This is a genomic window from Pedobacter sp. PF22-3, assembly GCF_026239555.1.
GTDB lineage: Bacteria > Bacteroidota > Bacteroidia > Sphingobacteriales > Sphingobacteriaceae > Pedobacter.
Genome location: NZ_JAPIVP010000006.1, coordinates 13,747 through 26,670, shown reverse-complemented (window position 1 = coordinate 26,670; position 12,924 = coordinate 13,747). Strand labels below are relative to the sequence as shown.

Below are 12,924 nucleotides of genomic sequence, written 5' to 3'. Positions count from 1 at the left end.
TTTTTATATGCTTGTATTTATTATTTAAACTTCAGAATTTTTAACATAATCTGCCCAAAGTGCATCCAAATCTTTACCGGTTAATTTTTCCCAGATATCTTTGGTATAGGTATGGTCTCTTAAAGCAGCATCAACGGCTTTAATGGTACCTGGCTTTACACTTTTTTCGATCCACGCAAAAAATGCAGCAGTAATGCGGTAGCTGTTTTTATAACTGTGTTCTGGCTTTAAAGCAGGCAGCGACCATTTGGCGCCGGCATTGTCTACACCGAATTTGTAACGCGCATAATCTGCAATACCTTCTGTTAACCATCCTGGCCCCACGCTCCGCCCATAATCCTGTACAATATGCATCACCTCGTGGGTTACCACATCAATATCTTCGGGATGTTGTACCATCCACATCGAACTAAAGGTTACTTTTCCATCGGCAGTTGCCGCAACACCTTTGTAAGCGGTATCCACAAAAAATTTTACTTCTTTTATGGTGGCTGGATTATATTCTTTGGCCAGTTTTGGATAAACTTCGAAAAAAGTTTTAATTAACCGTTTCTTCAATTGAGGATCTAATTCCTTAAAATTGCTCTCGAAGGATAAGGTATAACCACTCTTCTTAGTTACTTCCTGTGCTTTTAAATGGATTGAAAACGCAGAAACAAGCATTAAGAAAATTGAAAGAATAGATATTTTTTTCATTGATATGGGAAATTATTTATTTTGGTTAGCCTATTTGATTCTGCAAATTAAATATTTTATGTAAAACGTTTTAGTAAATGATCAAAAATTTTACGTTAGTGATGGTTATTTTTACAAAATCGATGGAGAAGTCAAGTTTGTCTGAGCATATGCCTATAAGACTTGACCTCTCTTCCATTATTTTTTGCTGCTATAAGTAAGGCTTACTTTTTGCGGGTCTTTACTGTAATCTTTCCAAAGCTGATCAAGCGTTTTCCCCGTTAATGCATCCCACGACTGTGCAGTATACTGATGCGCCCTTAACTGCTGATCCAATGTAGTAATCAATCCAGGTTTCACATTTTGCTCCAACCAGGCAAAAAACCGGGCAGTAATCCGGTAACTGTTGGTATAATTCTGTTTTTCATTGTAAGCAGGCAAACTCCATTTCGAACCAACATTATCAACTCCATATTTGTAACGTACATAATCGGCAATGCCTTCTGTTAACCAAACCGGGCCGGCGCTATAGCCATAACCTTGTACAATGTGCATGGTTTCGTGTGTTACCACATCAATATCCGTTGGGTGCGCTTTTATGTAACCTGCACTGAATAAAATCCTGTTACCACTGGCTTCGGCTACGGCTTTGTAGGCAGTATCTACCACGAAAAGTACATCATGTGTAGCTTTATTATTGAATGTTTTAACCAGGGTTGGATAAATTTCGAAATAGGTAGAGATTAAATTTTCCCTAACCTGAGGATCTAAATCAGGGGCTTTACTAATAAAGGTTAGTGTATAACCCTTATGCTTTTCTTTATTATAATACACCCAGTTTTTTGAAAGCGCAGTAAAGAGTTCTTTCTCGATTTTCCTTTGAGATTTATGCTTAACCCATTCCTTGTTTACTTTAATTTCTCCTGCTTTGGCTTGTATGGCAGGTGTTTCGCTGGTTACAAAATCCAATACAACATTTCTTTGGGTATGGTAACCATCTGCCTGGGCAAAGCCTGGATAAACCTGAAAAAAAGCGGCTTTTAGCTTAGCATCTACAATGGTATTTGTTGCACTGTCTTTATCATTGATGGTAATTTTATATGCACTCTTTTTGTTTTGCCCAAAAGCTGTACCTCCGAATAATGGTACCAGCGCCAGTATTAAAAACTGCTTAATCATTGTTTTCTTTGTGTGATTGTGATAAAAAAAAGAAAGATCCAGGCTATTATACTGAATCTTTCTGGTGATATATTTTAGTAAGTAATGTTAGGGAAATCGGTTTTGGCCTTGGCAAGCATTGGTCCCCAATCTGCGCCCTTCTCGTCTTTTGTACCGAAGGCGCTTAAGGCAAGTTGTGCCAGATCTGCTTTGGCTGCACCGCTCCAAAAGTGAATAAATTCGCCAAAATTCATTTTCCTGGAATATTGCTGGTAGCTTTTGCCTTGTATGGTAATGCCCTGTTTAGGGAAATGTTGCGATAGCAAGGTAAAAAACCCATTTAAAACCCTTGTTTTGCCATAATTTTCGTAGATCGGTAAAAACCAGTTTTTAAACCATTGAGTTCCCGCTCTGGGGTAACTATCAGTTGTGGACATCATTTTGTTCGACCAGCGTTGTGCATCAGCAGGCCTATTTAAACCCAAATACACATCGTATTGATAAATTTCCATCCACTTACTATCGTGCCAGATATCGAAGGCAGGAGATTCTTTTACCCCTTTTGAAGCACCTTCTACAATGTGGCCAATTTCGTGAGTTGATAAATCAATATCATTGTCTACCCCGGTAGTCCATGCGTTTAAATCATTAGATCCGCAATCGGTTACATTGCGGTAATCATGACCTGAATCAAGATAAGTACCTGGATGGCCACCCCCATATTTCCCGGCATGGTAAATCACAAACAAGCGGCTATCGTCGCCAAATTTACCATAAGCTTTTTTGGTATAGTTCCAGGCTTCGGCCATATAGGTTTTTGGCCATACCACGGTTGGTTTAACATCGCCATCATAATATACCACTATGCTCGTATCGTAATAAACCCGGTTTAGCAACTGGACATGTTCAAACCAGTGTTCTTTCCAGGTTTTGGATGGAGCATCAGGCTGATCTACGGTTTCAATAATTGGAGGTGCGGGTTTTACCGTTTCGATCGGTGCCTTTTTGGTATTGCAGGCAAGCAGCACAAACACCGCAATGGCAGATAGTGGAAAAATGTTTTTCATAGTATTAAATTAATGAGTTTAAAAAAAGCACCGAGCGAAACACCCGGTGCCGTTTACATTTTACCAGCCTGTATTTTGTACAATTACCGGAACCTTTTGGATTTCACCAGCTGGTATAGGCCATAAATAGTGTTTCTTTTGGAAAACCCTATTTTCGGTTACCACTGGTGTAAAAAAGCCTGGTGCATTTTGGGTAATATTTAAACCTTTGATCTGCCTATCGGTTGTTTCTGCAATTTTCCATTCCCTGGTATAGAAATAGCGATCTAGTTCAAAAGCCAATTCAACACGTCTTTCTCTGCGGATAGCGTCTCTCATATCGGTTGGTACAGGTAATGCGCCAGCACCACTTCCGTAAGGTGCTATGCCTGCTCTAACACGAATCTTGTTTAAATAAATCAAGATATCAGGATCTGAAGGATTCGACTCCTGCAATGCCTCGATGTAATCTAAATAGATTTCTGCTAATCTGATCATGGTAAAAATTGATCTTCCCTCTGTCCAACCTGCAACAGTTAAGTGTTTTCTTGAAGTATAGCCAGTTTTAGTATAATCATTGTTGGCAATAGCATTTTTGCCTGCATTTCCGTTAAATTCAAAACTGGTGATAATGTTTGAAGATGGATTGATCCACTTACGACCACTATAAGTAATATTTGCATAAAAACGAGGCTCGCGGTTAACATACATATTACTAATGGTCCTTGGCCCGTCCTGATCATTTGGGTCAGGTGCCTGATAGGCTGAAGTACCATTCGCAGTATAAGTCGGATCATTTTCTATTGGTAACCCATTTGCTGTAAAATAAGCATCTACCAATTGTTGTGAAGGAGATAGAAAAGAACCACCTTTATCGCCACCAGAAGCACCGTTATGATTTGGTGCCAATGAATATTGATAAAGCGTAACATCACCACCTCTGCCAAAAATAATTTCTGAGTTCCAACCGTTCAAAAACACATCTCTTGTTGCAATGAAAGCCCTGTTAAAAGCATTATCCGGCAAACCAGCAGGGGTAGCAGTAACATTATAAAGTGCATAATTCGCATAACGCGAGTTGGTTAAAAATGCTTTTGCAGCTGCTGCTACTTTTGTCCATTTGGCAACATCAGCTGTTTGGCTGATTAATTGTTTACCATCCTGGTTTTTAAGGCTCGCGTAGTCGGTATTTCCATTAAATAAGGGGCGGGCTGCTGTTAATAATGCTTTTATTTTGTAGGCATCAGCAACTGAAGCGGTTATATGTCCATAATCCTGGCTGGCTTGTGGTGTTGCAGGTAAACGCGAGCTTGCGGCCTCTAATTCGCTTACAATATAATTGATACATTCATCCATTGAATTACGTGGCTTACTGATTTCCGGTAGCGGAGCATCAGATGCGATTGGATCATTGCCCAATAGAATTACAGGGCCATATTGCCTAACTAAATAATAATAATAAATGGCTCTTAAAGCCCTGGCTTCGTTGTAATATCGGTTAACAATATCAATTCCACCAAGGTTACAATCAGTACACCTGTTAATATTCGCCATAAACGAACTGGCAGCTTGTATTCCTTGATAAAAGCTTTGCCAGTGGTAGTTTACCGCTCCACTGGTCGCATCCCATGCACCCGAATTTACGTTTTCACTAAAGTTTGGCAAGGTATAATCCGCCTCATCAGAAGCAGCTGTCCATGGCCCAATGTTTCCGCCTGCTGACGGCGAGCGGTCCTGATCCTGATCCGGAAGTGTAGAGTAAACATTTGCCAATGCCTGATCGACGGTAGACTTTTTTTCGTACATCTGATCGAAAGTTAACCTATCATCAGGTACCTGGTTTAAAAATTTCTTACAGCCATAATTACCAACGATCAGTAATGCGCCAACTGTATATATCAATATTTTTTTCATTCTTTTTATTTTAAAAATTAGCGGTAAGACCTAAAGAATAATTAGAGGTTAGTGGGTACCGTGTACCGTTATTAGTGCCGAGTTCAGGATCCCAAAGTTTAAACTTGCTAATGGTGAACACATTATAACCCGTTGCATAGATCCTTAAGCGTTTAACACCAATAGATTTTATACCTTCTTTAAGTGTGTAACCCAAATCTGCGTTTTTTAACCTCAGGAAGCTGATGTCGCGTTTCCACCAGGTACTTGATTGATAGTTGTTGTTATTCGTGCCACCATAAGATAAACGAGGATAAACTGCATCCTGACGGGGATTTGTTGGTGTCCAACGGTCTGCAGCTACGGCGAGCATATTACCCAAACCACCCGAATTGGCGAATGAAGGAATATTTAAAATGACATCAGCATTGTCCTGCCCCTGGAAGAACAAACCAAAATCGAAGTTTTTGTAAGTTAACGAGAAACCGAAACCATAGGTTGTGCTTGGAATATCTCCCCTACCGATTATCGTCTGGTCAAATGAATCAATTTTACCGTCACCATTTAAATCTTTATACTTGATATCTCCAGGCATTAGCGTACCAAATTGTGTTGGACTTGCATTGATCTCAGCCTGGCTGTCGAATAACTTTTCGGCAATATAACCAACACGTGTGGCTGCTAAAACATTATAACCGCGTTGCTCCATCCAGGGATAAGGTTTCGGTGCCTGATCGTTCTCGATTACCTTATCTTTATTGTAAGTAAAGTTAGCTCTTAAATTAAGCGACCAATCTTTACCGAATTGTGTATCATATTGGATGGTACCATCAATACCTTTGTTATCAACAATACCTAAGTTACCAATTGGTGTATTGGCCAAACCGATATAATTGGGTACCGTACCTCTACTGATAAATTGGTTCTTTCTTCTTTCTTTATAAAAATCAACGATTAATGATAAGTTGTTATTCAACGTTTTTAATTCGAAACCCAAATCCTGTTTACGGGTTTCAGCCCAGGTTACATCTACGCCATAAGCCGTTACACCTAAACCATTCGTTCCAAGATTTCCATTTTGGCCAAAAAAATAATCACCCGCATCACCAACTTTGGTTAAGTAGTAGAAGCGTTGTCCTTCGCTATCTGCATAACTATTGCCACTACCTCCACTACCCACAATACCATCCGAATAACGGAATTTAACCATTTGAACGGCATTTTTAAGCGGCTCGAAAAATTTCTCACTCGAAAGCAACCATCCTAAACCAACAGCTGGAAAAAACCCATAACGTTTATTTGGAGCAAAGTTTTCTGAACCATTATACCCCATGTTAAATTCAAAGAAATACTTATTATCATAAGCATATGTAGCGCGACTTACTAAACCTTGTAAACGGTAAGGAAGTGAAAGGGTTAGGTTAGGTGCAGAAGCTTTGGTATTATCATTTTGATTATACAACAATAAGCCACTTACAGCGTGTTTACCAAAGGTACGGTTGTAATTAACAGCTCCTTCAAAGTACATCTTCTTATCGCCACCATTATCATAATTGTAGTTTAAAAAGTCTTGTCCCTGTAAAACTAAACCATATTTATAACCTGAATTTGGATCTCCCGGAGTGATGTAAGGATCGCTGGGGTTAATCCTGTATAAGCTCTCTCTTTTAGTTCTGTTAATTCCATTGGTGTTATTCACATCAAAAGAAAACATCGTGGTAACCGATAAACCAGGCGTTATTTCTTTTAAATCCTGTGTTAAACGGATATTTGAATACAACTGGTTCGTGTAGCTGCTTCTATATCCATTCCTCGTAACATCACCATAAGGGTTACGCTGATCGGCTTGTGGACTGATACCAGGTAAACTGCCATTTGGATAAAGCACTGGAAAAGAGGTAGGGTTAATTAAAAAGGCCTGATTGAAAATATCCTGTGCAAACAAATTGCTTGGATAATTATTTTGCCCCAAAATTCCCTTGATTCCTAAATCCAACTTAGTGGTACCGGTAATATCCCAGTTTAAGTTTGCACTAACATTATAGCGGTTATAGTTTTGTTTAACAGCAGAATTTACGGCTTCATCGGTTTTAAACAAACCGTCTTCGCCATAATAACCTAATGATACATAATATTTTGCATTGCTTACCCCACCCGATAGATTGGCTGTTGCTGACCTGTTTCTACCAAAATCATTGTAAATGGCATCAAACCAGTTTACGTTTGGATAAAGGATCGGATCGGTACCTGCGGCTGTTTTCTGGATTGCATCTATAGAGTATGCCGGGTTAAATGCACCTGCTGCGCCTCCTCTTAAATAATCAGAGTATTTGGCCTCATTAGCCAGGTTCATATAATCTACACCATCAATTAATTGCGGTCTTTTAGTAAAACGGCTTATCCCTTCGTAGTATTCTACGTTAATTCTAGGCGAACCGGTTTTACCTTGTTTCGTGTTGATTAAGATTACCCCGTTTGCACCGCGGATACCATATACCGCTGTTGCAGCTGCATCTTTCAGTACCGTAAAGTTTTCTACATCGTAAACACTGATATCGTTTAAGTTACGGTTAGGAACACCATCAATAATTACCAGTGGACTTCTGTCACCAGATGATAATGAAGATATACCGCGGATGAAAATATCTGATCCGGTTGCACCTGGCTCACCATTTCTTGATACATTAATTACACCTGGGATTCGACCTGCCAATAATTGACTCATACTGGAAACAGGTTGTTTTAAATCAGCCACATTTATTGATGATTGCGCACCAACCAGACTCTCCTTTTTCTGTGTACCGAAACCTACAATGGCCACCTCCTGTAAGTTGGCACCAACGGTTTCTTTTAAGCGGATATCTAAAACAGTTTGCGTACCAACAGGGATTTCTTTTGTATCGTAACCTACGTAAGTTACAATCAAAATGGCTTCTTGATTTGGAACATTAATGGTAAAGGCTCCATTTACATCTGCGGCAGCACTGGTAGAACTCCCTTTTACCTTAACTCCTGCACCCGGCAAAGGCGCACCGGTTTCATCTTTAATGATACCACGAATTACAATATCGGCTTTTGTTTGGTTAGTCATAACCGAACTGCTGACATTAATGGCCGTTGCATGAGCCGTTGCATAAAAACTACTGCTTAAAGCTAGCGTAAAAGCGATAGCCTTAAAAGCACAATCTTTAAACCTGAGCCTGCCCCCAGTTAAATTTGTATTTTTTTTCATCATAAAATTAGTTTGTTATTAACAGAGTTACTGTTATTAGGTCTATTGATCAGTTTGATATGAATTTATTGCCTACCGGTTAAGCCCGGCAGAATAAATTTTGGTATGTTTATTTACAGTATTGTAACCACAAATTACTGTTGTTCTTCAGGTACTTCAATTACACGCCACTCAGACAACTGGAACAAAGAACTGCCGTTGTTCGCTGTAATACTAAGCCTGTAGAATTTATACAGCACTTTATTTTTAAAATTGTATGTTTTGGTGATATTACGGTCAGAAAATGTTTCGCCTGTCCTGGTATCCAGATCTACCCACGAATTTCCATCTATAGAACCACTTAATTTCCAGTTTTTGGGATCCCTGCTTGGCGCGTCGTTACCCGAAGTTAACGTGTAAGATGCTACCTGCTGAACGGAAGGGAAAGCTAACTGTAAGTAAAGGGATGATTGGTAAGGATTGATCAGGAACTTTGAGTTGATATCATTATCAACCACTTTTAAAGATCCTTCACCACCAGTGGCACCGGCAGAATTTTCGACATTAACAGAAAGTACGGCCTTGGCGGTTACATCTACCTTTGCTTTCCAGGTAAAAAGATCCACTGCCGGGTACTCTTCTTTACCGCATCCAAGAAGTAAAGCCAGCACGAAACAGAGTCCGCCAGCTTTCCTGGTCATTTTTAAAAGATTCATAATAAATTGATTTAATAGTTGTTGGTTAAAAAAATGTGCAATATTTACTCGATCTGATCAGTGGGTAGATCAGGGATTTAATCGGTTTTAAGAAATGTAAATGCTTAGCTGTTCAGAAAATCTTTTTAAATGCAGCACAATAACCGCTATAAACTAAAGGGATGTTAGTATATAAACAGCAGGTTTTGGCAATACGATTTTAGATTGCTTTAAGCGTTAGCCTCTTATTACGAATAAAATACTAGTTGCGCCTATAGCGATGATGAACTGGTTTGGTAAGTGTTGTGGTCATGTTGAGTTATTTGTTAGTTTGGTTGGTTGTTCTGTGAAGCGGTAGAATGGTAGTTATCAGCATGTAAAATTTATTGCATTTAGGATCTCCTTTATTTTAATGAATGATTGGTTAATTTTGGCTAAACTAAAACGTTTTAGCTTTCAGACATAAAAAAAAGCCCCAATCTATGCGATCAACACTTTATTTTTTTAATCCTATGCTAAACATAAAAAATGTTTAAATGACTTAAGACTAAAACGTTTTATTAAACAATAATAAGCATATTATTAATAAATTAAAAATTATTTATTTTTTTAGTAAAAAAAACGCTCAATAAAGTTATTTTGACAAGACAAGTGTAGAATACCCTGAAAAAGTATAACTAACGTACATGTTTCTTTAAAACAGGATCATGAAGAAATCTGATAGACTGCAGAATTAAGATTTTAATTCTGCAGTTTATTTAAATGGCTGTAGATACCGTAAACAATCCGATAAACACCTTAGGTTAAGCTCAAGTCGCAGCAACTTGCAGCGCCGATTAATGCCGCATGCTCTTTCAGTTCTGAAATTTTGATCTCAGCATCTATTCCGTTTCCTTTTAATGTTGCCGTTAATTCTGGGGCAAATGCGCTAAAAGACTGTGCAATATTCCCTCCTACAATTACGGTATTTATTTTGTATTTTTTGATCACAGGGATCAGGAACTGTGCCAGGTTGTAGCCAAATTCCATAAAAACCATGGTTGCAAAATGATTGCTTTCCACAATCCCCACCAATTCTTTTACGCCTTCTACATCTTCACCGCTCAATTGCTTAAAACGTTTTACGAACCAGCGCGTAGATAAGTAATCTTCGGCAATTCCATCTAAAAACGAAGAATTCCATAAGTCTGCATCATAAGCTTTATCATTTAAACAAAGTGAAGATCCAAGTCCGGTTCCCAATGTTAAACCCAATACGTTTACATTACCTTTGGCTGCCCCTGCAAAAACTTCCCCTTGTAAAAAGCCAGCTGCATCGTTTATAAAGTGGATGTTTTCTGCTGCAATGTCCAATCGTTTGGCAAGCTCTTCTTTCACATTAACCTGGTAAAGTGATTTAAACTTTTCCTGATCTTTAATTAATGAAATTCCTTCTTTATAATTAAAAGGCCCGGGCATGGCTATGCCCACATTTCTATTGCCATTTTTTATGTCCTGGAAAGCATTATTGATAATATCGCACCAAGCCGATAAAATCACTTCCTTATTCTCCTGTGAGTTCACAGGGCTACGTTTGATAGAATTCTTCAATAAAGTTCTTGTTTCCAAATCTACCAATGCGGCCGTAATATGCGAGCCGCCAATATCTACACCTAATGCAACAGGCTTTTCCATTCTATATATATTTCTGTTCTATTCTTTAATAATTTGAATAATTCGCCAAAAGTAGTCATTCACTAGCTATTTACTGATTGAAAATGGCTTATCTCCTTCTAATATTCCTCTATTTAACGAAGATTTAACACTCATTTCCAGTTTTAAAACGCCACCTTTTAATAAATCGCTATGATTCAAATAGTTTTTAGTATAATTTTTACCATTTAAGCTTGCTGATTTTATGTAAACATGCCGAATGTCATTTGCAGGTGCTTCGATGATGAATTTTTTACCATTTTCTAAGTTGATGGTCGTTTTTTTGAACATCGGGCTACCTAAAACATACTCTCCAGATCCTGGGGTTACACTATAAAACCCTAAAGCGCTTAACACATACCATGACGAGGTTTGCCCCTGGTCTTCATCTCCCGGGTAACCGTTTTCTGTTGCATCATACAGTTTATGCATCACCTCACGCGCATGAAATTGTGCTTTCCAAGGCTGGTTGGCATAGTTGTATAGGTAAACCATATGCTGTATGGGTTGATTACCATGTGCATACTGGCCCATATTGGCCATTACCATTTCGGTCATTTCATGAATCATGCCGCCGTAAGAGCCCACATTAACTTTATTGGGTTCGCTAAAAACAGAATCCAGCTTCGAAACAAAATTTTTGTTTCCCCCCATCAGGTTAATCAAACCTTTGGTATCGTGAAAAACCGACCATTGCCAATGCCAGGCATTTCCTTCGGTAAACGGGCCTCCCCATTCAGTTGGATCAAAATTTGGCGACCATTCGCCAGCTGCATTTTTTCCACGCATAAAACGTGTAGCCGGATCGTAAACATTTTTGTAATTGAACATCGGTTTCTCAAAAACTTCCATGTAATGTTTATCGCCAATCATTTTGGCTAAGGCGTAAGCGCAATAATCATCGTAGGCATACTCTAATGTTTTTGCGGTAGCTTCTCTATATTTTGGATAAGGAACATAACCCAATTGGTTATACTCGGTTACACCATCCCTACCGTTTGCAGGCCCCCAGGGCCCCTTGTTCATTGCTTCATGGTAATAGGCAGCTAAAGCCTTCTTCGGATCAAATGTTCTGATCCCTTTTGCCCAGGCATCTGCGAACAAAGATATGGCATGGTTACCGATCATACTTCCGGCTTCACTGGGAAAAGACCACGAGGGTAGCCAACCGCATTGCGCATAGGCATCGAGCATGGCTTGCATATAATGCCCATGCATTTCTGGCTGCACTAGTGTATTTAACGGAAACTGTGCACGGAAGGTATCCCAAAAACCAGTATCCGTAAACATATAGCCCTCATGTACCTTACCATCATACGGACTAAAATAGTAGGGGTTTCCCGCTTCATTAATTTCGTAAAACTTTCTGGAGAATAAACTTGCCCTAAAAAAGCAAGAATAAAAAGTCTGCATATCTGCTCTGGATCCACCTTCCACTTCTATCTTACCAAGCGATTTATTCCATACCGCAGCAGCATTGGCCTTGGTATCTTCCAAAGTTTTATCGTTGCCGAGTTCTCTTTTTAAATTAAGTTCGGCCTGCTGTAAACTGATATAAGATGATGCTGTTTTTACCTGAACTTTTGCGCCCGGTTCGAACTGTACAAATGCTCCTTTACCTAAACCTTCTGCAGAAATAGAATCTTTCGAAATGGTATTCCCTTTATTTCCCCAGGTACCATAAGCTTTAATCGGCTGATCAAATTGAACGACAAAATAACTTTTCCAGCCCTTTTTAAAGCCTTCGCCGTTATTTACCCAACCCGTTATCTTGTTTTCTTTAGGATAGATCTGAACCCCGCTTATCCTGGTGTATCCGTCTAAAATTAAAAAGCTTCTTTTGCCCTTTGGATAGCTGAACCTGAGGTGTGCACCACGTTCTGAGGGTGAAATTTCGGTGGTGATATCGTTTTCGAATTTAACTTTGTAATAGTTTGGTTTGGCAATCTCATCCTGGTGACTAAATTTAGTTTCGCGCTTATCTTCATTTACAATTAGTTCATCAACCATGGGCATTAAAGAAAATACAGCATAGTCTCTCGTCCACGAACTGCATTGGTGCGCTTGCTGAAAGCCTCTTATTTTATCTTTAAAGTATTGATATTTCCAACCATCGCCATTTCTGCCGGTTTGAGGGGTCCAGGTATGCATGCCAAATGGCAATGCGGTTGTTGGATAAGTGTTGCCACGGGTGAGTTCGTGTTTAGAATTGGTGCCCTGCAACGTGTTCACGTATTGAACCCAATCTTTCTGCTGCGCCAATAAGCCTTTGGCAACAAGGCAGCATAAAATGGATACGATTAATTTAAGTTTCATTTGTGTGTTTGCTTTTTTCGCATAACCAGTAATATTTACCGGGTACTTTTAAAAAGATTTTCTTCCATCCCTAACGTTTAGTTGACAATGGCCAGGTAATAATCAAGAGAGGCATTACATAATTGATAGATAAGCAGGTACCTTATGATTTTGTAATTAAACTAAAAAGCCAGGGTTTATTAAAAGGAATTTTTCTCATAACTCATATTCGGTTTTCTTATAAATCGTTTTACCTCAT

8 protein-coding genes are annotated in these 12,924 nt (G+C 39.0%); all 8 read right to left on the bottom strand.

Translation table 11 applies throughout. The features are described 5' to 3' along the window. Positions 1-24 precede the first annotated feature (24 nt). Complete coding sequence (locus OQX63_RS09725) at positions 25-696, bottom strand: basic secretory protein-like protein (RefSeq protein ID WP_265850679.1); 672 nt, start codon at positions 694-696, stop codon at positions 25-27. 177 nt (positions 697-873) lie between these two features. Then, positions 874-1,854, bottom strand: coding sequence for a basic secretory protein-like protein (locus OQX63_RS09720; RefSeq protein WP_265850678.1), 981 nt, complete (start codon positions 1,852-1,854; stop codon positions 874-876). Positions 1,855-1,928: 74 nt separating this feature from the next. Continuing rightward, a complete protein-coding gene (locus OQX63_RS09715; RefSeq protein WP_265850677.1) occupies positions 1,929-2,900 on the bottom strand; it encodes a hypothetical protein in 972 nt (323 codons plus the stop codon). A gap of 60 nt (positions 2,901-2,960) precedes the next feature. Then, a complete protein-coding gene (locus OQX63_RS09710) occupies positions 2,961-4,793 on the bottom strand; it encodes a RagB/SusD family nutrient uptake outer membrane protein (RefSeq protein WP_265850676.1) in 1,833 nt (610 codons plus the stop codon). Between the two features lie 10 nt (positions 4,794-4,803). Next, entirely contained in the window at positions 4,804-8,007 is a 3,204-nt protein-coding gene (locus OQX63_RS09705) for a SusC/RagA family TonB-linked outer membrane protein (RefSeq protein WP_265850675.1), read from the bottom strand. A gap of 131 nt (positions 8,008-8,138) precedes the next feature. Continuing rightward, entirely contained in the window at positions 8,139-8,699 is a 561-nt protein-coding gene (locus OQX63_RS09700; RefSeq protein WP_265850674.1) for a discoidin domain-containing protein, read from the bottom strand. A 777-nt stretch (positions 8,700-9,476) separates the two neighbouring features. Then, positions 9,477-10,352 (bottom strand): ROK family protein, encoded by an 876-nt coding sequence (locus OQX63_RS09695; RefSeq protein ID WP_265850673.1) that lies wholly within the window; start codon positions 10,350-10,352, stop codon positions 9,477-9,479. 66 nt (positions 10,353-10,418) lie between these two features. Further along, on the bottom strand, positions 10,419-12,686 hold the full coding sequence (locus OQX63_RS09690; protein WP_265850672.1) for a GH92 family glycosyl hydrolase: 2,268 nt from the start codon (positions 12,684-12,686) through the stop codon (positions 10,419-10,421). Between the last annotated feature and the right edge of the window lie 238 nt (positions 12,687-12,924).

What these genes read in the sequence shown, in the direction of transcription:
- OQX63_RS09710 (WP_265850676.1), bottom strand. Translation starts at nt 4,793, where the DNA reads ATGAAAAAAATATTGATATATACAGTTGGCGCATTACTGATCGTTGGT.
- OQX63_RS09725 (WP_265850679.1), bottom strand. Translation starts at nt 696, where the DNA reads ATGAAAAAAATATCTATTCTTTCAATTTTCTTAATGCTTGTTTCTGCG.
- OQX63_RS09715 (WP_265850677.1), bottom strand. Translation starts at nt 2,900, where the DNA reads ATGAAAAACATTTTTCCACTATCTGCCATTGCGGTGTTTGTGCTGCTT.
- OQX63_RS09695 (WP_265850673.1), bottom strand. Translation starts at nt 10,352, where the DNA reads ATGGAAAAGCCTGTTGCATTAGGTGTAGATATTGGCGGCTCGCATATT.
- OQX63_RS09705 (WP_265850675.1), bottom strand. Translation starts at nt 8,007, where the DNA reads ATGATGAAAAAAAATACAAATTTAACTGGGGGCAGGCTCAGGTTTAAA.
- OQX63_RS09690 (WP_265850672.1), bottom strand. Translation starts at nt 12,686, where the DNA reads ATGAAACTTAAATTAATCGTATCCATTTTATGCTGCCTTGTTGCCAAA.
- OQX63_RS09720 (WP_265850678.1), bottom strand. Translation starts at nt 1,854, where the DNA reads ATGATTAAGCAGTTTTTAATACTGGCGCTGGTACCATTATTCGGAGGT.
- OQX63_RS09700 (WP_265850674.1), bottom strand. Translation starts at nt 8,699, where the DNA reads ATGAATCTTTTAAAAATGACCAGGAAAGCTGGCGGACTCTGTTTCGTG.